Below are 23,621 nucleotides of genomic sequence, written 5' to 3'. Positions count from 1 at the left end.
ATGAGCATTGTATTGCAAGCCAAAAATATCAGCAAAGTGTATCAAGAAGGCAAAATCCACACCGAAGTGTTGTCGGGGCTGGATTTGACCGTGCAGGCTGGCGAAAAAGTCGCCATCGTGGGCAGTAGCGGTTCTGGTAAATCTACCTTGCTCCATTTGCTTGGTGGGCTGGATATTCCGACCACAGGCGAGGTGTGGTTGGGCGATGTTTGCCTAAGTTCGCTTAATGAAACACAGCGTGGCGAGCTTCGTAACCGTCATTTGGGGTTCATTTATCAATTTCATCATCTATTGCCAGAGTTTAGTGCAACCGAAAATGTTGCCATGCCATTACTCATGCGTCATGAAGTTGGCATCAAAGAGGCCAAGCGACAAGCAAATGAACTGCTAGATAGAGTAGGTCTGTCTCATCGCTGTCATCATCGCCCCAGCGAGCTGTCAGGTGGCGAAAGACAGCGTGTTGCCATTGCTCGTGCTTTGGTCACCAAACCCAGTCTTGTGATGGCGGACGAGCCAACGGGTAATTTGGACGATGAAAATGCTCAGATGGTTTTTGAGCTGCTTAGTGAATTACAATCATCGATTGGCATGGCATTATTGATGGTCACGCATGACCGTCAGCTTGCTGCCAAAGCAGACCGTATTTTGACCATGAAAAGTGGTCAGTGGGCATGAGTATCAAGCCAAATTTTGAATGATTTGACCATAAGCGGTATGTGATTGGTTGGAGAGATAAGCAAAAACACAATGTTGATGGCATTGTGTTTTTTTTATGATGTTTGATTATCGCTGTCATCAGGACGGACATACAAATTTATTGTATGGCTAATTAAACTTAAAAATACACCGCTTTAAGTTTTTTTGTTTGTGATGAGCTTGGAAAATTTAACAAAAAACCGCTCTGCCCACAGGCTTGGCTTGGGCGATTTTGACGGTTTTTTAAAGCTAAACCAACCATACTGTAGTACAAAGATGACTCTTGGTGGCCAGATGATGAACAATCTGATGTCAAATCATCAGCCTTGCTGGTCAGTAAGCTGAACATATTTATCAAAATTTTCGATGTATTGGTCAAGATTTTCGATGAGCATTTGTTGATATTTTTGTGTATAAAACTTAATAATCTCATCTTTTTCTTTTGCTAAGTCACTGCCTTTAACAAAGCCGATGGTTGCAGCCGAGATGGCAAAACGAGCAGCGGCATAGTTGAGCGATGCGGCCACTTGCCCAGAGTGCGAGCTTGGGCTAAGTTGACTATTGGCAAGATTAATGATGGCATCTGCACGCTCAAAAAAAGCATTCATTTGAGCTTGAAATTCTTCTTCATTAAAGTTTTCGTTGTTTGGTTGATTGCTCATTGTTTTTTCCTAATAAAAAGCCTTAGAACGCATTTATTCTAAGGCTTAATGAGCAAACTGTCAATTTGTATCTTAATCAGATGTCAGCACGCAAGGCTTCTGCTTTATCGGTTTTTTCCCAAGTAAAGGCATGGTTGGAGCCATCACGACCAAAATGACCATAGCTTGCGGTGATTTGATACATGGGTTGTAGCAAATCTAGCATGCGAGTGATGCCATAAGGACGCAGGTCGAAGTGAGTGCGAATCAGACGAATGATTTGTTCATCGCTGATTTTGCCTGTACCAAAGGTATTGACCGAGATGGAAGTTGGTTCAGCAACACCGATGGCGTAGCTAACCTGCACTTCACAGCGATCAGCCAGACCTGCTGCTACGATGTTTTTGGCAACATAACGACCAGCATAGGCAGCACTTCTGTCCACTTTTGAAGGGTCTTTACCAGAGAATGCACCGCCACCATGTCGTGCCATGCCACCATAGGTATCAACGATGATTTTGCGACCTGTCAGACCAGCATCGCCCACAGGACCACCGATGACAAATTTGCCTGTTGGGTTGATGTGATATAAGGTGTCTTTGTGCAGCAGTTCGGCAGGAATGGTTTTTTTGATGATTTCTTCCATCACTGCTTCTTTTAGGTTATCATAGCTGATGTCTGGGTCATGCTGGGTGGATAAGACCAACGCATCAACCGCCACAGGTTTAAAATTATCATCATAACGCAAAGTAACCTGAGCTTTGGCGTCGGGACGCAACCATGGCAAAGTGCCATCTTTACGCAATCTGGCTTGGCATTCCATCAAGCGATGCGATAGTTGGATTGGTGCAGGCATCAACACATCGGTTTCAATAGTCGCATAGCCAAACATCAATCCCTGATCGCCAGCCCCTTGGTCTTCTGGGCGTTGTCTATCTACCCCTTGTGCGATTTCTGGCGACTGCTTGCCAATCATGTTGATGACCGCACAGGTTGAGCCGTCAAATCCTAAGTCGGAGTGATTATAGCCAATGTCATTGACTGTTTGACGCACAATGGCTTCAACATCAATATTGGCGTGTGTACTGATTTCGCCTGCCAGTACCACTGCCCCTGTTTTTACCAAGGTTTCGCACGCCACACGAGCGTCTTTGTCTTGGGTTAAGATGGCATCAAGCAAGGCGTCTGAGATTTGGTCGGCCATCTTATCTGGATGACCTTCGCTGACCGATTCTGAGGTAAATAGATGATAATTCATAAAAAATTCGCTTAATTTAATAAAAAAATTGCATGACTTTTGGTGGCTTTTTTAGGCTTGACAAAAGAAATACCCATCATGCAAGCAAACATCTTGATGCTCCAAGCATCAGATACCAAAAAATCTTTGGGTATTTGGCGGAAAATTATACGCTAAAATGATGATGATTGCTAATGAATAATTGTTATATGACCATGAAAAAACCACCAATCAGCGTTTTAACTAGGTGTCAAAATGGATATTTAGATGGAAAAATCTTCATCAATCGGTTGTTTTTGTTGTTCTCGTTGCTTATGACCTTTTTGGCTAGAAAATTTGGGTGCTTTGGCGTTATATCCATGTCGTGCTTGCCAATCTTTGATGGTGCGATATTGCCAAAACCAGCGAAACGCCAATCCTAGCACGGTACTGGTGATGATGGCGGATAATACTAAGCCTAAGGCAAACGCCTGCCAAGAAAAAATCTGATGACGGGTAAAAGGGTTGATGCCATCAGCAGTTAGCCATAGCGTTAAGTCGGTTAAAAACACACCGATGTCCCGTATGCCCAAAATTGGCTCGCCTAGCAAAAATGCTCCTAAGCAATACGCCACCCAAAATACAGGAATGGCGGTCAAAGGATTAGTAATCCAAGTTAAGGCTATCGCCATAGGAATGTTGGCACGAACCAAAAGCGAACCAATGATGGCAAGTGGCATCTGACCTGGCAGGGGAAAAAATGCTGCTAATACACCGATAAATACCGCACGATTTAAAGAATTTCGGTTCATCTGCCAAAGTCTAGGGTCTGCCAAAAATGGTGCAAACATACCAACCAGTCGGTTTTCACGAAGTTTTTCAGGAGTGGGTAACCAGGCTTTTAGTTTATTCTTTGGCATAATCTTTGGCTGCGTTTGGGCTATTTGATGCGTGATAATATTGTAAGATTATAGCAAATTTTGCACAAAAATCCCACGCAAAACCTTCCAAAAAATCGTTGGTTTTTGGTTAATGATGGCTTGGCGTGGGTTTTTGTGTGATTGACTGGCTGGTCAATTTGATTATATTGGCTAAAATTTACTTTCCAAGGTCAGTACAAAATTTCGACCAGGAGCAGCGTAGCGAGCGGTGTTTGTGCCAAAATCTTGATTGACGGCATTGACACCCGATTGTCGCACACTCTCCCAAGTGCTGTATTTGTGATTCATCAGATTATACACGCCAGCACGCAAGGTAAAATGACGACCCAAGCGGCGATAGGCGGTCAAATCGTGCGTGTACCAATCTTTGCTGGTTTTGCTATTAAGATTGACACGATAGATGCCATAGTACGCATTGCCTGTCAGCTCGTCCGCTTTCTTTGCTTGCGAATATGTCAAGGTGTGATAAAAGCCCCATTGACCGTCTGGGTCATCATAGCCGATACCAGCAACCACACGGGCAGGCTGGATTGCATCCAAGATGGGATCGGTTGTCATCGTAAAACCATCATGGATTTGGCGTTTTTTGACCTTGATATGGTTGTAGGCGAGCGTGGAATATAGACCGTCTAGTAATTTGGCGGACACATCATGCCAAAAGAGTTTGCCTAGCACATTCACGCCTTGCAAGCTGATGTCTTGCATATTATAAAAATCGGTAATGCGTATGATTGCTTTTGATCGATCGCCACGAGCAATCAAATTTTTATACTGATTATAAAAAACGCTGGTTTCTAACTGACCAAATTTGCCCAAAATTCCAATGCCAAATTCGTGGTTATGCGATTTTTCAGCCTTTGGAGCCACTCGGCTGGTGTAGCCTCTATTAGAATATTCATTATCTTTGCCAGACGCACCGACCCTATCGCCATATAATTCATAAAATGACGGCACACGAAATCCATTGGCATAGCGATAGGATAATACCAGATTGTCGGTTGGGCGAAAGTTAATGCCAGCATTGTAGGATATGTTGTGATAATTATCCGTTACTGTCCAGCTGTCATCTGAATCAAAGCGATGATGGTCGTAGCGTACGCCCAGCCCCAAATCCAAATAAGGGTTCAGATGGGCGTGATGACGCACTGCCAGATGGTATTGTTTGCCATCGATGATGCGTGGCTGGCAGCTGTTGTTATCGCCATTGGATTCGTTACACGATGAGAGTGTTTGTAGGGTTGGTGTTACTCTTTGATAAATATAGGGTTTTTCATAAGAGCCATTATGTCCTTGATGGTAGATGTTGTCATAGCCTGCTGAGACATATTCTACCTGCATTGCTTGGCGTGCCAAAATAGAGCGTAGGTCGTTGATGCCAGTGCTTAGACTAAGTTTGTGCCGTCCGCCAGCCAAATGAAAGAGCTTATCAAAATTTAGGCGTAGCGACAGTTGTTTTTCTTGATAGTTGTTTTGCTCGCTCCCATACCAAGACCAAGGCTTATCAATACTGGCACGGCATTTGTCCAAATTGGGATAATCATTACAACGCCCCAAATGCACAGTGCTATCCAAATCAATGACTTGTCTGTCTAGCTGGATTTGGGCGTGGTCAATCAGACCTTTTTTATCAGGGCTTGTATAATGATATGATAAACCCAGACGATTTTTGTTGTGTCGCTCGTCAAAATATCGAGTGCGACTATATCTTGCCCCATATTTACTGCTGCCAATGTTAAACACCAGTCCACTCAAAGGATTATCCGCCACATCAGGAATGCCAGAGTTGCCCACAGCAAGCCCCGTCTCGGCATTGACACTGCCTTGTGTTAGACGGCTTGGCTGACCATCAACATCACTTTGTGTGTAGTAGGCGGGCAAAGTCATATCTTGAATGTCGTACCTTTGTTTGGTGTATTCAGCCACACCCTCCACACGATGTGCTGGTGTGATGTCATAGCCTGCTTTATAAAAAATGGATTGGCTTTTTTGTTCCATAGGATTGGCGTGAATGCGATCAATGCCTGTATAGGCTTTGGTGCTAGCGGTATGCGTTGGATAGCGAGTGCTGTTTGCCTGCAGCTGCTCTTTATCAGTCAGTGCTGGCGTGGTACGAATGGGGGTTTTGTTATTATTTGGACTGGCGATGATTGTTGGGGTGCAGTCAAGTGTCGGGCAGTCATCAGCTACCAGATAGTAGCCACGATTGCGTACTTCTGGCGTACTGCTATTGAGTCGATATTCTTCAAAATAACCTGTCAAAGGCTGATAATGATGCACATAATCATCAGCGGCTTTATGCCCGTGAGTTTCCTCTCCTTCTTTGTGTGTATAGATGGCAAGTTGCTCAAAATTGCCCAGCTTGACCGCACCAGAGACAGATTGGGTAAATTGCTTGTTTTTGCTACTATAACTGCTTTTGGTATCCACACCCCAATTTTGCCCATCTTTAAGCACATCACTTGGGTCTTTGGTAACAAAACCAACCGCACCGCCCAAAGCACCATTGCCATATTCGGAAGAACTTGCCCCTTTGCTTAGCTCAATACTTTTGATGTTTTCATATTCAATTTCATTGATAGAGCCACTACCTGCCAGCGTCCGTCGTGTCAGATAAGATTGTGCTTGACTAAGTCCATCGACACTAATAGCAACTCGGTTTTTATCTACACCACGAATGGCATAGCCAGAAGTTGCTCCACGACCTTGCTCGACAACCGAAATGCCAGGATCATAGCGAGTCAAATCACGAATGCCCAGTACCATTTCTTGGTCAATATCACGACTTTGTTTGGCGATTTTACCAAGTCCTGTGATTTCGTTGGTTTTGCGTGTGGTGCGAAGTTTGATATTGGCGGTTTGAGTGCCAAGATTGACGACGGTTTCATCATTGTCGTCATCGGTCTGCTGAGCGTGAGCAATGCTACTAAATAAAATGGTGCTGATTGCCAAAAATAGCATGGTTGGTTTTTGATGAAAATGATTCATAAATACTCATTCCTTGATAATATCAACACAGACAAGCCAGTTTGTAAGACTGGCTTGCCAAAAGTAATACAAAAGTCTTATTTTTTGGTTTGGCGTTTACCACCAAAGACAATGCCAACTTTATCTGCATTAGCTTGATTGGCGTGAATGATACCACCAATCTCCAAACCGTCTGGTCCATAGAATCCGCCAATAACATCAGCATTTAGATGAGCGATGGCGGCATTGCCTGTGCTACCAGCGTCAAGCGTAAAGCCATTTGCACGAGTTTTGGCTGTGCCTGTAAAGCCATTGCCAATGATTTTGCCATCAAGTGTCAGCAGTGGTAAATCCTCTGTGCCATTTTTGGCGATGAGCTTGCCTGTAAAACTTTTGTTGCCAAAATCCATATCAAAGCGTGAACGATTGTCCGCCTCGCCATTACCAGCACTCTCTGACCATCTGCGACCATCTTTACTTTCAATATAGCCTTCCCAAGTACCTCGATAGTGTGCTGTGCCTGAATTTGGGATTTTATTGGTATCAGTGCGTTCGCCAAGCAAGAACAAATGCCCATCGCTTAGTCTGGTTACGCCACCATCTTGATTGGCGGTGGCATAGTTGCCAAATTTGACATAGTCTAAATTATTGCAACATACACCAACAGAGATGCTCTTGTCATTGTGCTGGTGTACAACGGTATCATAAAATGCCATATCGGCAAATTTGGTTTTGTCTGCTGGTAGGAGCGATAAAGGCTTGCCATCTAATACCAAGTAAGCCACATTACCAAAAGTGTCCAAATCGCTTTTTTGTAGATTGTCAGTATCGGTGGCGATACTGATGGCATCAAATGATTTTTGTAAGTCATCATCGCTAACTTTGTCTCTTTTGGCGGCAAAAGTGGCAAATAAAGAGTTATCTTCGGCTAGAAATTTACCTGCCAGTTCTTCGGCTTTTTCACCAAAAAACCCGCCTTCAAGTTCGCCATTTTTACCAAAAATCTCGTGATTGTTCTGCGTGGCTGTGGCGGTGCCTTTGAAGCGATTGCCGTGAATTTTGGCATCGACGGTGTAGTTTTCGTTGATTTTTTGCTCGCTGTCTTGTGTGGCGACATAGCCATTGCTATAAAGTTTACCTGTCAAAGTTTTTGAACCAAAATCTACATCAAATTCGCTACTGTGAGCCAATTTTTTGCCATCAATTCTGTGATTGACATAGGCATCAAGCGGGGTTGCCCCTGATGCGTTGGCAGGTGAGCTTTGGTTGTCTCTGGTAAAGCCATCAGCCAAATTGGTGCGAGTTTTATCGGCATTACTCACAAAATCCCAAACACCTTGATATTTGATACTTTGCGTGGGCAGGGTGGTTGAGGGTCTTGTGCCTTGATAATAGACCACGCCAGATGCCCCTTGATACATATCTCGTTTGCCTGTTTCTTCATTTTTGATAAACAATACGCCAGCTTCGGTGTCAATAAAATAACCTGAACGCACATAATCAAATGAGCGAGTGCGAGATGGCGAACCACCGTCGTGAGAATGCACCAAGCCGTCTTCGCTGGCTTTTGGTCTGGCTTTGATTTCGTCAGCATAAGGCAGATTGTCTAGTGCATAATTGGTGGCTTTTGGTGTCTGAATATTGGCGATTTCAGCATTGTTATGACGGCGTGGAATATCAACCACATAACCCAAGGCTGCTTGACTGGTACTGGTGTCAATGGTGCGTCTTTGATTGTTTTCATCTTGATAGCTGGGTGGGGCTGCTGGCGTGGTCTGGGTGGTGGACTGACCGCCCGAGCCACCCGAGCCAGTCGTACCTGCTGTGTTTGGTTTGGTGGCGACTGGTATGGCGGTACTGCCTGTGCTTGGTAAATCAAAACCACCGCCACCACTAGAACAAGCGGTCAGCATGACGGCACCAATCAGAACAGCAAGTGGGTGTTTTTGGATATGTTTCATCAGAAGACTCCCTTTTATTTTTGAGTAAAAATGATAATAAGAACAATTATCATTATATTTAAATTGTATGATATTTGAACAAAAATGTAAAGAGATTGTTACTGATATACCAAAAATAGATTGATTGGGCGATTTGGCATCATATTTTTATGTAAATTAGCACTTGGTCGATGGCTTGTCAGTATGCTAAAATGGCAAAAAAGATTGGAAATTTACCATGAGTGATAAACTAAAAATCCATACACCAAAACCGTCTGCCAAAGCAAAAAAAGCCTTGATTTGGATTGATTTGGAAATGACAGGGCTTGACACCCAAAAAGATGAAATCATTGAGATTGCCACCATTGTTACTGACGATGATTTAAATATCCTTGCCGAAGGTCCTGTGCTTGCCATCAAAGTGCCAGACATTATCCTAAACGGCATGGACGAGTGGTGTACCAAGCAGCATGGACAATCAGGTCTTACCGACCGTGTACGACGCAGCAAAGTCACTTTGGCTGATGCCGAAGAGCAGACCATTGAATTTTTGAAAAAATGGGTCGATGCTGGCATATCGCCAATGTGCGGTAACTCCATCTGCCAAGACCGCCGTTTTTTGGCTCGCCAAATGCCAAAGTTAGAAGCCTATTTTCATTATCGCAATCTTGATGTGTCTTCTGTCAAAGAGCTGTGCTATCGTTGGCGACCTGATTTGATTGATGGTTATCAAAAAAGCGGTTCGCATCTGGCGTTGGACGATATTCGAGATTCTATTCGTGAACTTCGTCATTACCGTGAGCATTTTTTTAAATTGCTTGATTGATGATATTAACTAAAAAATCCGTTTTTTTTAAACGGATTTTTTTATGCGTGAAATTCTGCCAAATGAAGCTCGTCATCAATCATCATCACGATGTGTGCAGATACTTTTTGGTCGGTTAATCGCCAGTCGCCCAGTACGATTCTGGTTTTATTTTCATGGGTGTGTATGGCAGGGCGATGCGTATGACCGTGTAATAACACATCACAATGTTGTAGGGCATCTTGGACGGTTTTTGGATTGACATCCATGATATTGCTGGATTTTTTTTGTTTGTCTTGATGGGATTGTTGTTTGATGTTGCCAGCGATTTTGCGTCTGTATGACAATGGCAGCATGAGCAAAATCTGTAATATGATACGATTGCGAATGATGCTGCGATAGCGTTGATAGGACTTATCGTCAGTGCATAGAGCATCGCCATGTTCTAGGCGAATGGTGTGGTGCTTGGTGGTTAATTGATAAGGTTCTTTAATCAATGTACCATGAAAAATATCGCATAATTTTTGACTGATGGCAAAATCTCGATTGCCACACATGACATAGATGGCGATATTTTTTTGGCTCAGAGCGGTTAGGGCGGTCAAAATAGGTGTCAGCCAATGGGTGTTTTTTTGGGCAGAATCCAGTGATAAATAATCATCATCGCCAATCCAGCCATCAAGCCAATCGCCTAAAATATAGACTGCATTAAGATGAGGCAGGTGCGACAAATCCGTCAGCAGATGAACAAAAGCACGGTTAAATGCGTCTGTTTGGGCAGATAGATGTAAATCGCTAACAAAAACCGCCTGAATGTCAGACGGTTTTTTGGTCAAAAAATAATCAACACTAGGCATTATTTCTTGACGACTTTGGCGGTATTGATGACGATTGGTGTTGTTGGCACATCAGCGTGATAGCCAAAACGACCTGTTGGCACGCCTTTGATTTGATTAACAACATCCATGCCCTCGATGACCTGACCGAATACGGCATAGCCCCAACCTTGTGGTGTTGGGCTTGAATAGTTTAGAAAATCATTGTCTTTGACATTGATGAAAAATTGAGCAGTAGCAGAGTGTGGGTCAGAGGTACGAGCCATGGCAATCGTGCCAGTTTTGTTGGCAAGACCGTTATCCGCTTCATTTTTGATTGGCGTGCCAGTATTTTTTTCGCTCATGTCAGCAGTCATGCCACCGCCTTGAATCATAAAGCCATCAATCACACGGTGAAAAATAGTACCATCATAATGACCTGACTCAACATAATCGATGAAGTTGGCAACGGTCAATGGTGCTTTTTCGCTGTTTAGTTCAAGCACGATATTGCCAGCGGTGGTTTCAAGCTGTACGATTGGTAAATCCATAACGATTTCCTTAAAATTAACACAATAAATAGGTCTGATAATGTTTGCCAAATACCAAAAATAAATGGATTTGGCGTGAGTATTGCAAGCATTATAGCACAACTTTAACAAGGATAAAGAAAATTAGTACCAACAGGTAAAAAATTCTTGCGTTGTCAGTCTGTTATGTTAGAATTGGATAATTTATGACGAAAGAATATGGATTAAGCCAAATGAGCGACATTTCTACCACCACCGAAAAAAATGATTTTATTCGTACCATCATTCGTGAAGATTTACAATCTGGCAAACACCAAAGTATCTTGACCCGTTTTCCACCAGAGCCAAATGGCTATCTACATATCGGGCATGTAAAATCAATTTGCCTAAATTTTGGTGTGGCAGGAGAATTTGGCGGTGCGTGTAATTTGCGATTTGACGATACAAACCCAACTGCCGAAAAACAAGATTATGTTGATAGCATCAAAGCAGATGTTCAGTGGCTGGGTTTTGATTGGCAGGGCGAGGTGCGTTATGCTTCTGGCTATTTTGACCAGTTGTATGCGTGGGCGGTACAGCTCATCGAACAAGGCGATGCCTATGTTGATTTACAAAGCCCTGAGGAACTTAAAGCCAATCGTGGCACTTCTTGGGAGGTGGGTAAGGATTCGCCTTATCGCAATCATAGCGTGGCTGAAAATTTGGCGTTATTTGAAAAGATGCGTGCAGGCGAGTTTGCCGAAGGTCAGGCGGTGTTGCGTGCCAAGATTGATATGACGCACCCTAACATCAATATGCGAGACCCTGTCATTTATCGTGTGATGCATGCTCATCATCATCAGACAGGCGATAAATGGTGCATTTATCCAATGTATGATTATGCACACCCTTTGTCTGATGCTTTGGAGGGTATTACGCATTCGTTGTGTACACTTGAATTTGAGGACCATCGTCCATTTTATGATTGGGTGGTTGAGAAAGTTGGTTTTGACAATCCGCCCCACCAATATGAATTTAGTCGTTTGAACATCGACCACACGCTCACTTCAAAACGCAAACTAAAACGCTTGGTGGAGATGGGTGTGGTCACAGGTTGGGATGACCCAAGAATGCCAACGGTGGCAGGTATGCGTCGTCGTGGCTATACGCCAGAAGGTCTAAAAGATTTTTGTGAGCGAGTGGGTATTACCAAATCTGATGGTTTGGTGGATTTTCGTATGCTGGAATTTAGCGTGCGTAAATCGCTAGAAGACAATACTGCTCGTGGCATGGCGGTACTAAGACCATTAAAAGTGACCATCAAAAATTTTGATGAAGCGGTGGCGAATTTTGATGCCTTAAAATCTGAAAAAACCGTTGCCACGCTAACCGATGGTGTACTATGGCTAAGTCAGCCTAAGCACCCAAATTTGGATTTGGGCAATAGACAGATTCCATTTACCAAGACCATTTATATCGACCAAGCAGATTATCAAATCAATCCGCCAGCAGGTTATAAGCGTCTATCGCCAGAAAATCCAGAGATTCGTCTTCGTAATAGTTATGTGCTTAAAATTGATGAGCACATCCTAAATGAGCAGGGCGAAGTGGTTGAGCTGATTGCTAGCATTGACGAAAAGACTTTGGGTAACAATCCAGAAGGTCGCAAGGTTAAAGGCGTGATTCATTGGGTATCGGCAACGCATGGTGTGCCTGCAACGGTTCGTTTGTATGAACATCTATTGCTTGAAGATGATGAGATTGCTGATTTGCCAGCAGCAACAGATGGCGATGATGCGGATACGATTTGGATTAAACAGCACCTAAATCCCAATTCTTTGACCATCTGTCAGGCGGTAGTCGAACCAGATTTGGCAAAAGCTGTGGCAGGCGAGCGTTTTCAGTTTGAGCGAGAAAGCTACTTTGTGGCTGACTTTGTTGAACATACCAGCGACAAGCCAGTCTTTAATCAGATTGTCGGTCTAAAAGACAGCTTCAAGCCTGAATGATGGGTTAAGTTGTTCAATAAAAAATCTCTCATAAAGAGAGATTTTTTATTGGTGTGATTAGTGGATTAAAGCTGGCTAATATGACTTGGTAGTTGTTCTAGGGCTTGTGGGCTGGTTTTTTGCATCAGCTCTGTTTGGGAAAATTCTGCGACCGCTTGTTTATTGTCATCACTTAGCGTGGCATAAACTTCTGGCAAGCGAAACTCAATCCAAGCCAATGCTGCCATCAAAATCTTATCTCCCCAATGCGGACTGTCTGCATTTAGCACAGGTAAGTCGGGCAGGGTATTTTTTAGCAGTTGGCAAGAGCGAGCAATAAATGGGTGGCTGTTACTGTCGCCATCTGCCAATCTGGTCAGTGAGATTGCTCGCACACCCTGAAACAAAATACCTAAGGCTTTTGCCAGCTTGGGTAGATTGTATTCTGGATTGTCGGCATAAAGCTGGGGTGCAATGGCTTGTAAAATTAGCGGTGTTTCAGTAATCACATCGCCATTATCCAGCAGCAAAGTCGGCACTTGGCTAAAAGGATTGAGCTTAGTAAGTTCTGTTGGTAGTTCAAAGGGTGCAACTGATTTTAGTTCCAAATCAACTTGATATAACTTGGCGACCAAAAGAATGATTCTGCCATAAGGCGTGGTGGCATTGGTGTAAAGTGTGTGCATATCTACTCCGAATGGGTTAAAAGATTTATAAAAAAGCCGTTAAAATAACGGCTTTTATCAGATTTATTCTACTTGGCTCACATCTCTGACCGCCCCTGTATCGGCACTGGTGGTCAGGGCTGCATAGGCTCGTAGGGCTTGGCTAACCTCACGCTTACGATTGACAGGTTTCCACGCTTGTTTGCCTTTTGCGTTCATCGCTTCACGGCGTGCGTTTAACTCATCGTCCGTAACATCTAGGTGGATAGAGCGGTTTGGAATGTCAATGATAATGGTATCAAACTCTTCCACCAAGGCAATATTACCACCTTCTGCCGCCTCTGGGCTTGCGTGTCCGATAGACAGCCCTGATGTGCCACCGCTAAATCTGCCGTCTGTGAGCAACGCACACGCCTTACCCAAACCCTTTGATTTTAAATAAGAAGTCGGATAGAGCATTTCTTGCATACCTGGCCCGCCTTTGGGGCCTTCATAGCGGATGATGACAATGTCGCCTGCGACAATTTGGTCGGCAAGGATTGCCTCCACCGCACTGTCTTGGCTTTCAAAGACTCTGGCTCGCCCTGTAAATTTAAGGATACTTTCGTCCACGCCTGCCGTCTTAACCACACAGCCACGCTCGGCAATGTTGCCAAACAGCACTGCCAAGCCACCGTCTTGACTGTACGCAAATTCTTTACTACGAATACAGCCAGATTCACGATTGACATCAAGATTTGACCATTCACGGTTTTGGCTAAATGCTTGCGTGGTGCGAATGCCAGCAGGGGCGGCGATATAAAGGTTTCTTGCCTCGACATTGTCAGGATTCATAATATCCCATTTGGCAAGAGCGTCTTTCAAGGTGGGGGAATGCACGGTTGGTACATCGGTCGTCAGCAGTCCTGCTCGGTCTAATTCTGCCAAAATCCCCATTACCCCCCCTGCACGGTGGACATCTTCCATATGGTATTTTTGCGTCGCAGGGGCGACTTTGGATAGGCACGGTACAGAGCGAGACAGACGGTCAATGTCCGCCATTTTAAAGTCCACGCCTGCCTCGTGTGCAGCCGCCAAAAGGTGTAAAATGGTATTGGTGCTACCGCCCATTGCAATGTCAAGGCTCATTGCATTTTCAAAAGCCGACTTGGTGGCGATACTTCTTGGCAAAACGCTATAATCATCGCCTTCATAATGGCGTTTGGCAAGCTCAACAATCATTCTGCCTGCCTGTAAAAACAGCTCTTTTCGCTTGGCGTGCGTGGCTAAGAGTGAACCGTTAGCAGGTAAAGACAAGCCTAAGGCTTCGGTTAAGCAGTTCATAGAATTGGCGGTAAACATACCAGAACAACTGCCACAAGTGGGGCAAGCCGAGCGTTCCACGCTAGCCACATCTTCATCACTGATAAGGTCGTCCGCTGCATCAATCATTGCGTCCACCAAATCCAACTTTCGCACTTTTTTGCCGTCATCAGAAGTTACGGTCTCGTGCGTGGTATGTCCGTCCGCAAGCTCACTTGCCAAGACCTTACCAGCCTCCATCGGCCCGCCAGAGACAAAAATGGTGGGAATGTTTAAGCGTAAAGCCGCCATCAGCATACCAGGGGTGATTTTATCGCAGTTGGAAATACATACAAGTGCGTCCGCACAATGGGCATTAACCATATATTCTACGCTGTCGGCAATCAAATCACGGCTTGGCAAGCTGTAAAGCATACCACTATGCCCCATTGCAATGCCGTCATCTACAGCAATGGTGTTAAACTCTTTGGCGACACCACCTGCTTTTTCAATCTCACGAGCGACCAGTTGCCCTAAATCCTTTAAATGCACGTGTCCAGGCACAAACTGGGTAAAGGAGTTGGCAATGGCGATGATGGGCTTATTAAAATCCTCATCGGTCATACCTGTGGCACGCCACAAGGCACGAGCACCTGCCATATTGCGACCTGATGTAGAAGTTTTGGAGCGGTAAGTTGGCATAATATTTTTTCCTGATTATTTAAGATTGGGCTAGTAATAACTGGCTATGACGAACCTATTTTAGCATATTTAAAAAGGGCGTCATGTATCATTTTAAGTTTATTTTATTATGATAATCATAAAAATATTTTATAAAAAATGACCACCAATACTAACCGTTCATTTCTTGCTGTTCATCGAAAGTTGCCATGATTTTTTCGATGATGGCTTGTTGTAGGTGGGTCAGTTGTGATGGTGTGGTGTGTTTTAAGGTATTGAGCGTGTGCGTTGTGGCAAGGGCGTGGCTGTTGGGTAGGCGAATATAGCCATCACTAGGCTTGATGGTTAATTGCTGGTCGTGCAAATCCTGACTGATGAGTGTGTGTTTGCTTGATTTGTGTAGTAGATTGACATTGCCAGCAAATTGCCAAGCATTGGCTTGTGTTTCAATCAAGGCTCTGACATCTTGCCCATAGACCGCTTGGCTGGATTTGGCGGTATTGGTGAATGACAGGTGTAAAGCAATGGATAAATCATGATGGGCGATGACTGCCGTGCCGTTGATTTTGATGTGATGAGCAGGGCGAACGGTTCCAGCTGGTAAGCCTAGTAGTGTGCTGGCTTGATTGGCATTCATCATTTGATTGATATGGCGAAGTAGTTGGTCGCTCAGTGGCGTACTGGCTCGAATCTCTTCGTCCAGACTGCTATAATGAGCCAAAAACATCTGTGGCAAGTCCACCTCATCAGATAGCTTGCTGATTTTGACATTATGCACACGAAAAGCGATGGATTCATCGGTTAATAATTCTTGTAAAATCAGTGATGTCTGTTCGCTTGTCATTAAGATTGCCTTGAACCCAAAAAATACTACTATAACACAAAAACCGTGTTAAAATAAAATGCGTTTTTGTAATGATTGATGGAGAATCCAATGAGTCAAATTTATGACGACAACAACATTTTTTCCAAGATTTTGCGTGGAGAAATTCCCTGCCATAGAGTGTATGAAGATGAGATGACTTTGGCATTCATGGATATCATGCCTGACACACGAGGGCATGTGCTGGTGATTCCTAAATGCAAAGCGGTCAATCTTGCTGATTTGCCACTAGACTACGGTGCTGCTGTGCTTGCCACTGCCCAAAAAGTGATGAAAGCTCAGCAAAAAGTATTGGGTGTAGAGGGGTCGGTTGCATTGCAACTAAATGGAAGCAGTATTGGGCAGTCGGTGTTTCATTATCACTTGCACCTAATTCCAACCAACCTTTATAACATCAGTCGAGATCCAGCCCCAAACAAGATGGCAAATCATGATGAGCTGGCAGCACTTGCTAAGGAGCTTGCTCATCAAATCCATGCCAAATAAATGATGAATTGCAAAAAAATTGGGTCAATATTGACCCAATTTTTGTTTTTAAAGAAGATTAGCCAACAAAGGCTCTTTCGACCACATAGTCAGCAGGCTCACCCATTCGTGGCGATACAGTCAAGCCAAACTCGTCCAAGATGGCGGCGGTGTCTGCATTCATCGCCATGCTACCACAAATCATCACACGGTCATCGTCTTTATTGATGGGTGGTAGTCCAATATCTTCAAACAGCTTGCCCGATTTAAGCAAGTCTGTCACACGACCTGTATTTTTAAATTCATCACGAGTGACGGTCGGGTAATAGATGAATTTTTCACGCACCCACTCGCCAAAAATCTCGTCATTAGGCAGCTCGTTTTCAAAGAAATCACGATACGCCAAATCATCAACATGACGCACGCCATGTACCAAAATCACTTTATCAAAGCGTTCATAGACTTCTGGGTCTCGGCATAATGACAAAAATGGTGCAAGCCCTGTACCAGTTGCCAGCATGTACAGATGCTTACCAGGCAGCAAATCATCTAGCACCAGTGTGCCTGTGGGTTTTTTGCTGATTAAGAGTTCATCACCAACTTGAATATGCTGCAAGCGAGAGGTTAGTGGGCCATCTGGCACTTTGATGGAAAAAAATTCCAATTCTTCTGCCCAGTTTGGGCTGGCGATGGAGTAGGCACGAGCCAACGGCTTGCCGTCCACCATGATGCCAATCATGGCAAATTCGCCATTGCGAAAACGCAAGCTGTCGCCACGAGTGGTCTTGATGGTAAATAGGCTGTCATTCCAATGATGAACATAGGTAACGGTTTCGGTAATGAATTTTGACATAAAAATCCTCATCACAAGCAATCGCAAAAAATCTGACCTATCATAGCGATGCTTGGCAAAATGTGTTAGGGTATTTTTGGAATAAGTACCCATCATTTTAGCATAAATGAGAACGGTTCGCCATAATCATTGCGTATTTTCATGGATGGGGTGTGGTATAATGCCACGCTCATATGTTTTGCTTTGATTAGAACAACACGAACAAAAGATTAGGTTGTCATGAATTTTTTACAATTACCCATCATTGCTTATCATCGCTCGCCATTGAGTGAAAAATTTGGTATTCCTAGACAGCCCAATCTGGTCGATGTACCAAGCACCATCGAATTTGAGTCGCCATTTGGTACGCCAGCTGCATTTGTGGGCATTGAGCGATACAGCCATCTATGGGTGATGTGGCAGTTTCATCATAATCGTGAGCAAGCCAATTTTCGTCCGCAAGTCAGACCGCCACGCTTGGGCGGTAATGCCAAAATGGGTGTGTTTGCCACTCGCAGTATGTACAGACCATCTCAGCTTGGGTTGTCAGTGGTGCAGCTTGCTGGCGTGCAGGTGGTTGATGGATTGGCAAGGTTGCACATTATTGGAGCAGACATGGCGGACGGCACGCCCATCGTTGATGTCAAGCCGTACCTGCCTTTTGCAGATAGTATTCAGACGGCAAGCAGTGAGCAGATTGACACGCCAGTCATCAAACCTGTTTTTATGACGCAGGCAGCACAAGCCTTGTTTGAGCAATTTTGTCAGATGGGTCATCTTGATTGGGCGGATATTAAAATCATCAAATCACTCATTGCCCAAGACCCAAGACCTGCTTATCGTCAGACGCACTGCAATGAGTCATTTACAATGCGGTACAAACAGGTGGATATTGCTTTTATGATGATTGATGATGGCGTACTGATGATTGATGATGTCAGAGATATTGCTTCGCTCATGTCATAAGATGATGAGCTTGATGGTGGAGGGATTATTTGGTGCAAATAAAAAAGCCTTGAATCATCAAGGCTTTAATAGGTGGTGCCCGGGGCCGGACTTGAACCGGCACGCTCAAAAGAGCGAGGGATTTTAAATCCCTTGTGTCTACCAATTTCACCACCCGGGCAAAGAATTGGAGGCTGGAGTCGGAATCGAACCGGCGTACACGGAGTTGCAGTCCGCTGCATGACCACTCTGCCATCCAGCCAATCAATGTGCGATATATTACCAAAAAATTTCAAAAATACAAGCATTTTTTTCAATTTTATAAAAAAAATTCAAAAAATGTTTTTCGTGCGTACTTTGTACACAATTTTTCTGATAAATCAAGTGATTTTTGTGGACGATGGAGTAAAAAAAATTACTTATTTTTTGGGATTTTTCAGTATAATAGTCTGTTAGCCATTTTATTTTTGTGTTAGCAATCGTACACCAAAATTGATGAATAAAAATATTAAAATTTATAATCAAATTTTGGTTGATTGATATATCAAAAGTGTGTCAATGGTTAAACGCATGATTGATGGACATCATGATGAAGTTGTTTTATTACTGAGCTGTCAATCAGATTTTTGGGTTTTAAGGTTTTGCTTGAATTGATTGTCAAAGATTGAGCAGTCAAAGCCTTAAAATTTAATAAAATCATTTTTATCTGTATCAACGCAAACTAATACATAGGTAAATTATGAAACTAAAATTACAAGCAGTCATGATGGCATCTGTGATGGCAGGTATGGTTGCTGGATTGTCCGCCTGTGGCAAAGATGAACAGGCGGCACAAGCGGCGGCAGCGGCACAACAACAAATGCCAAAAGCTGTGGTCAATGTGCAAACCATCAATCTGCAACCTGTGCCTGTGATTCAGACCTTCTCAGGTCGTGTGGCGGCTATCGAAAGTTCTGATGTACGCCCACAGGTGACAGGCATCATTGATGAAGTGCTATTCCGTGAAGGCAGTTATGTGCAAGCAGGTCAGCCTTTGTATCGCATCAATGTGGATAGCTATACCAGCCAAATTCGTGCAGGTGAGGCAGCCATTCAAAATGCTCAGTCAGCTGTCCAAAATGCCCAAGCTGCCAAAGCCTCATCGCAGGCAAATCTACTTGCCCAAGAAGCTCAGCTAAAACAAGCAAAAGCAGACTTGGCTCGTCTTGATGGTTTGCTAGAAGTAGAAGCGATTTCTCGTCAGCAATACGACCAAGCGGTAACCGCAGTGCGTACCGCAGAGGCGGGCGTTGAGGCGGCTCGTGCAGCTGTGGCTCAGGCGGATTCGTCCATTCAAGGGGCAATGTCATCAGTTGATAGTGCTAAGGCAAATCTTGATGCCAGTACGCTGGATTTAAATCGCACCATCGTCAAAGCACCAATCAGTGGCTATGCAGGCATTTCAGCAGTAACCGCAGGTGCGTTAGTGGCGGCAAATCAGGCAACACCACTGGTGACCATCACTCGCACCAATCAGGTGTTTGTGGACATCAGCCAATCATCGACTGAGATGTTGCGTTTGCGTGAGCAAATCGAATCTGGCAAAGCAGGTCGTGGCAGTGCCGAAGTTCAGCTTGTGCTAGAAGATGGTCAGACTTATCCGATGATTGGTCGTTTGACATTGGCGGACGCCAAAGTGGATAAAGCGACAGGGGCAATGACCTTGCGTGCAGTATTTCCAAACCCAAACGAAGTGTTGGTACCAGGTATGTATGTCAATGCTCGTTTGATTCAGTCAGTGGTGCATAGTGCTGCTTTATTACCACAAACAGCAATCATGCGTACACCAAAAGGCGAAACCCAGCTTTATGTGGTTAATGCCCAAAACAAAATCGAAGTGCGAAATGTTCAAACGGCTGGCACTTATAATGGCAACTGGATTGTAACCAGTGGCATTGCCAATGGCGACCGTGTGGTGGTGATTGGCGGGGCAAAAGTCAAACCAGACCAAGAGGTTGATGTCAAAGAGTTGCCGCCAGCCAGTTTGGAGGCAAACGCATCAGCAGGTGCTGCCCCAGTCGCTCCTGCACAGGCAGCCCCAGCGGCTCCTGCTCCACAAGCACAACAACGAACTGAGCCAGCAGCCAAACAAGCTGTACCAATGGCTCGCCCACAAGAGCAGGCTGAAAATCAGCCAGCACAGCAATAATTGGCAAGGGTGAGATATGGTTCGTTATTTTATTCAAAGACCCATTTTTGCATGGGTGATTGCCATTTTGATTATGTTGGTGGGTATTTTATCCATTCGTGGTTTGCCGATTGAGCAATACCCACAGATTGCCCCACCGACCATCTCTGTCAATGCCGTTTATCCTGGTGCAGATGCTGAGACCATTGAAAACTCTGTTACCCAAGTCATTGAACAACAGATGAAAGGCTTGGACGGTTTGATGTATATGTCATCAAATTCGTCATCAACAGGTACTGCTTCTGTGACCTTGACTTTTGAAAATGGTACAGACCCTGATACTGCTCAGGTTCAAGTCCAAAACAAGCTACAATCAGCCACCAGTTCATTACCAGAAATGGTACAAAGAATGGGTGTGACTGTTCAAAAGTCGTCTAGTGACTTTTTGATGGTGGCAGGTTTTTCATCAGAAGATGGTAAGATGGACCAAACCGACATCGCTGACTATATTAACACCAATATTGTTGATCCGCTAAGCCGTGTTGAAGGTGTGGGTAGTATCAATGTGTTTGGTGAGCCTTATGCGATGCGAATTTGGCTTGACCCTCAAAAACTGCGTGCTTATGGTTTAGTACCAGCCGATGTTTCCACTGCTATCCAAGCACAAAATGTGCAGGTGTCAGCAGGTCAGTTGGCAACACTACCAACCAAGCAAGATCGTGCGGTTATCAATGCCACCGTTAGTGTTCAAAGCTATATGCAAACTGCCGAAGAGTTTAAAAACATTCTTCTAAAAACAGACGCATCAGGGGCAAAAGTTCGCATTGGCGATGTGGCTGATGTGGAAGTGGGTAGTGAAAACTATCAATTTAGAGCTCAGTATAATGGCAAGGCAGCTTCTGGTGTGGCAATCATGCTGTCACCTGGTGCAAATGCCTTGGAAACTCGTGAGGCGGTTGAGGCAAGATTAAATCAGTTGTCTCACAATTTCCCTCAGGGTCTAAGTATGTTTGTGCCTTATGACACCACGCCATTTGTACGTTTGTCAATCACGCAAGTGGTCAAGACGCTGATTGAGGCGGTGGTGCTGGTTTTCCTAGTCATGTTCTTGTTCCTACAAAACTGGCGTGCCACCATCATTCCAACTTTGGCAGTACCTGTGGTTATTTTGGGTACTTTTGCTGTGCTTGGTTTGCTTGGTTATAGCATCAATATTTTGACGATGTTTGCGATGGTGCTTGCCATTGGTTTGCTTGTCGATGATGCTATTGTTGTCGTGGAGAATGTGGAGCGTATCTTAGAAGAAAATGCTGATATCTCAGTGTTTGACGCAACCATACAATCGATGGGCGAGATTACCCGAGTCATCATTGGTATTGCGTTGATTCTGTCAGTAGTCTTTGTACCGATGATTTTCTTTGGCGGTTCAACAGGGGTAATTTATCGTCAGTTTGCGGTAACTTTGATTACCAGTATGATGTTGTCAGCCGTGATTGCTTTGGTGTTCACACCTGCACTTTGTGCCACCATTCTAAAACGCAAAAAGCATCATGATATTCATAGCCAAAAAGGCTTTTTTGGTTGGTTTAACCGTGCGTTTTATAAAGCCAGTCAAAAATACGAAAGTTTTGTGGGCAAGACTTATTCTGCCAAATTGGTGTATTTGTTGGTTTATGCACTCATCGTTGGTGGCATGGGCTTTGTCTTTATGAAATTGCCAAGCTCGTTCGTGCCAGAAGAAGACCAAGGTTCTGTGATGACTTTGGTGCAACTACCACCTGGCTCAACGCTTAATCAAACCAATCAAGTGATGGACAAGCTGGCTGGTTACTACCAAAGCCAAGAAGAGAAAAATATCGAATCGGTATTTACCATTTCTGGTTTTAGCTTTATGGGTAGTGGTCAAAATGCTGGTATGGCATTCGTGAAGCTAAAAGATTGGGAGGCTCGTACTGGTAAGGAAAATTCCGCCCAAGCGATTGCTGGTCGTGCAATGGCACTAAATATGATGATTCCAGAGGCCAGTTTGATTTTCCCAATGGCACCACCAGCCATTCAAGGTTTTGGTAACGCCAGTGGTTTTGAATTGCAGTTACAAGATGCTGGCGGCGTGGGGCATGAAAAATTGCTAGAAGCTCGCAATATGTTGATGGGTATGGCAATGCAAGACCCAGCCATTGCATCTATTCGTCCAAACGGTCAGGAGGATTCTCCTAAGCTAAAAGTGGACATCAATCAAGAACAAGCCTCTGCTTATGGCGTATCAATCTCAGCCATCAATGCCACATTGGCACAAGCATGGGGCGGTAGCTATGTGAATGACTTCATCGACCGTGGTCGTATCAAAAAAGTCTATATGCAAGGCAATCCAGATAGCCGTGTCGTACCAGAAGATATTGGCAAATGGTATGTACGCAATAACGCAGGCGAGATGGTTAGCCTAAATGCGTTTGCGTCTAGTCGTTGGGAGTACGGTAGTCCAAGCCTGACCCGTTATAACGGCTTGTCATCTATGGCATTAACAGGCGGAGCAGCACCAGGTAAGAGTACGGGTGAGGCGATGGCTGCGATGGAAAATCTGGTTGCTCAGCTGCCTGATGGTATCAGCTATGAATGGACAGGTTTGTCACTTCAAGAAAAATTATCGGGCGGTCAAGCACCGCTATTGTATGCCTTATCAATCCTAGTGGTATTCTTGTGCTTGGCGGCATTGTACGAAAGCTGGTCTGTGCCATTCTCGGTGCTGTTGGTTATTCCGCTGGGTGTCTTGGGTGCAGTGCTATTAACGGCATTTAAAGGTTTGGCAAATGATGTGTACTTACAGGTTGGTCTATTGACGGTCGTAGGTCTGTCTGCCAAGAACGCCATTTTGATTATTGAGTTTGCCAAAGAATTACAAGAGTCTGGTAAATCTTTGAAAGAATCTGTGATGATGGCGGCTCGTATGCGTTTGCGTCCGATTATCATGACATCGCTTGCCTTTGGTATGGGTGTTGTGCCATTGTATCTGGCGACAGGTGCTGGCTCAGGCAGCCAAAATGCGGTTGGTACAAGCGTTGTGGGTGGGGTAATTTCAGCAACCTTGCTGGGTGTATTCTTTATCCCAATGTTCTATGTGTGGATTCGTACCATCTTCCCGTACAAGGCGACCACCAAAACCGCCACCGCTCAATATAAGGACTGATTC

The 23,621-nt window shown here is 44.4% G+C and carries 18 protein-coding genes and 2 tRNA genes; 7 read left to right on the top strand and 13 right to left on the bottom strand.

The features are described from left to right. Positions 1-675 (top strand): lipoprotein-releasing ABC transporter ATP-binding protein LolD, encoded by a 675-nt coding sequence (gene lolD / locus LU297_RS01500; protein ID WP_263076656.1) that lies wholly within the window; start codon positions 1-3, stop codon positions 673-675. Between the two features lie 341 nt (positions 676-1,016). Here the strand turns inward: lolD and LU297_RS01495 are convergent, their stop codons facing one another. From LU297_RS01495 to LU297_RS01475, 5 genes are all read right to left on the bottom strand, one after another. Next, positions 1,017-1,358, bottom strand: coding sequence for a DUF3144 domain-containing protein (locus LU297_RS01495; protein WP_263076655.1), 342 nt, complete (start codon positions 1,356-1,358; stop codon positions 1,017-1,019). A 76-nt stretch (positions 1,359-1,434) separates the two neighbouring features. Further along, positions 1,435-2,595, bottom strand: a complete 1,161-nt coding sequence (gene metK, locus LU297_RS01490) for a methionine adenosyltransferase (protein WP_263076654.1) — start codon at positions 2,593-2,595, stop codon at positions 1,435-1,437. Positions 2,596-2,837: 242 nt separating this feature from the next. Continuing rightward, complete coding sequence (locus tag LU297_RS01485) at positions 2,838-3,473, bottom strand: DUF2062 domain-containing protein (protein WP_263076653.1); 636 nt, start codon at positions 3,471-3,473, stop codon at positions 2,838-2,840. Between the two features lie 171 nt (positions 3,474-3,644). Next, positions 3,645-6,479 (bottom strand): lactoferrin/transferrin family TonB-dependent receptor, encoded by a 2,835-nt coding sequence (locus LU297_RS01480; protein ID WP_263076652.1) that lies wholly within the window; start codon positions 6,477-6,479, stop codon positions 3,645-3,647. A gap of 77 nt (positions 6,480-6,556) precedes the next feature. Then, on the bottom strand, positions 6,557-8,419 hold the full coding sequence (locus LU297_RS01475; RefSeq protein ID WP_263076651.1) for a transferrin-binding protein-like solute binding protein: 1,863 nt from the start codon (positions 8,417-8,419) through the stop codon (positions 6,557-6,559). Positions 8,420-8,636: 217 nt separating this feature from the next. Between LU297_RS01475 and orn the strand changes: the two genes are divergently transcribed. Beyond that, complete coding sequence (gene orn / locus LU297_RS01470) at positions 8,637-9,224, top strand: oligoribonuclease (protein WP_263076650.1); 588 nt, start codon at positions 8,637-8,639, stop codon at positions 9,222-9,224. 41 nt (positions 9,225-9,265) lie between these two features. Here orn and LU297_RS01465 read toward each other — a convergent pair whose 3' ends face one another. Both LU297_RS01465 and LU297_RS01460 read right to left on the bottom strand, forming a co-directional pair. After that, positions 9,266-10,060, bottom strand: coding sequence for a UDP-2,3-diacylglucosamine diphosphatase (locus LU297_RS01465; RefSeq protein ID WP_263076649.1), 795 nt, complete (start codon positions 10,058-10,060; stop codon positions 9,266-9,268). Further along, positions 10,060-10,569, bottom strand: coding sequence for a peptidylprolyl isomerase (locus LU297_RS01460; RefSeq protein WP_263076648.1), 510 nt, complete (start codon positions 10,567-10,569; stop codon positions 10,060-10,062). Before LU297_RS01460 ends, LU297_RS01465 begins: the two co-directional genes overlap by 1 nt. A gap of 221 nt (positions 10,570-10,790) precedes the next feature. On the opposite strand from LU297_RS01460, the gene LU297_RS01455 reads away from it, so the two are divergent. After that, positions 10,791-12,536 (top strand): glutamine--tRNA ligase/YqeY domain fusion protein, encoded by a 1,746-nt coding sequence (locus tag LU297_RS01455; RefSeq protein ID WP_263077301.1) that lies wholly within the window; start codon positions 10,791-10,793, stop codon positions 12,534-12,536. Positions 12,537-12,601: 65 nt separating this feature from the next. On the opposite strand, the gene LU297_RS01450 is transcribed toward LU297_RS01455, so the two are convergent. From LU297_RS01450 to LU297_RS01440, 3 genes are all read right to left on the bottom strand, one after another. Beyond that, a complete protein-coding gene (locus tag LU297_RS01450) occupies positions 12,602-13,201 on the bottom strand; it encodes a glutathione S-transferase family protein (protein WP_263076647.1) in 600 nt (199 codons plus the stop codon). A 63-nt stretch (positions 13,202-13,264) separates the two neighbouring features. Next, on the bottom strand, positions 13,265-15,163 hold the full coding sequence (ilvD, locus tag LU297_RS01445) for a dihydroxy-acid dehydratase (protein WP_263076646.1): 1,899 nt from the start codon (positions 15,161-15,163) through the stop codon (positions 13,265-13,267). 151 nt (positions 15,164-15,314) lie between these two features. Then, a complete protein-coding gene (locus LU297_RS01440; RefSeq protein ID WP_263076645.1) occupies positions 15,315-15,986 on the bottom strand; it encodes a hypothetical protein in 672 nt (223 codons plus the stop codon). 90 nt (positions 15,987-16,076) lie between these two features. Between LU297_RS01440 and LU297_RS01435 the strand changes: the two genes are divergently transcribed. After that, positions 16,077-16,511, top strand: coding sequence for an HIT family protein (locus tag LU297_RS01435; RefSeq protein ID WP_263076644.1), 435 nt, complete (start codon positions 16,077-16,079; stop codon positions 16,509-16,511). Between the two features lie 58 nt (positions 16,512-16,569). On the opposite strand, the gene LU297_RS01430 is transcribed toward LU297_RS01435, so the two are convergent. Next, positions 16,570-17,343, bottom strand: a complete 774-nt coding sequence (locus LU297_RS01430; RefSeq protein WP_263076643.1) for a ferredoxin--NADP reductase — start codon at positions 17,341-17,343, stop codon at positions 16,570-16,572. Between the two features lie 219 nt (positions 17,344-17,562). Here LU297_RS01430 and tsaA point away from each other — a divergent pair, with 219 nt between their 5' ends. Next, positions 17,563-18,288 (top strand): tRNA (N6-threonylcarbamoyladenosine(37)-N6)-methyltransferase TrmO, encoded by a 726-nt coding sequence (gene tsaA, locus LU297_RS01425; RefSeq protein ID WP_263076642.1) that lies wholly within the window; start codon positions 17,563-17,565, stop codon positions 18,286-18,288. 73 nt (positions 18,289-18,361) lie between these two features. On the opposite strand, the gene LU297_RS01420 is transcribed toward tsaA, so the two are convergent. Both LU297_RS01420 and LU297_RS01415 read right to left on the bottom strand, forming a co-directional pair. Then, positions 18,362-18,448, bottom strand: a tRNA-Leu gene (locus LU297_RS01420). Between the two features lie 7 nt (positions 18,449-18,455). After that, a tRNA-Cys gene (locus LU297_RS01415) sits at positions 18,456-18,529 on the bottom strand. Between the two features lie 525 nt (positions 18,530-19,054). On the opposite strand from LU297_RS01415, the gene LU297_RS01410 reads away from it, so the two are divergent. Next, positions 19,055-20,455 carry an efflux RND transporter periplasmic adaptor subunit gene (locus LU297_RS01410; protein ID WP_432806274.1) on the top strand — a complete coding sequence of 467 codons (1,401 nt, stop codon included), beginning with the start codon at positions 19,055-19,057 and terminating at the stop codon, positions 20,453-20,455. Positions 20,456-20,471: 16 nt separating this feature from the next. Next, positions 20,472-23,618 carry an efflux RND transporter permease subunit gene (locus tag LU297_RS01405; protein WP_263076640.1) on the top strand — a complete coding sequence of 1,049 codons (3,147 nt, stop codon included), beginning with the start codon at positions 20,472-20,474 and terminating at the stop codon, positions 23,616-23,618. Positions 23,619-23,621: the final 3 nt, after the last annotated feature.

Source organism: Moraxella nasicaprae, from assembly GCF_025643275.1.
GTDB classification, from domain to species: Bacteria; Pseudomonadota; Gammaproteobacteria; order Pseudomonadales; family Moraxellaceae; genus Moraxella; species Moraxella nasicaprae.
The sequence above is the reverse complement of the archived record's forward strand: the minus strand, read 5'-3'. Positions and strand labels throughout refer to the sequence as shown.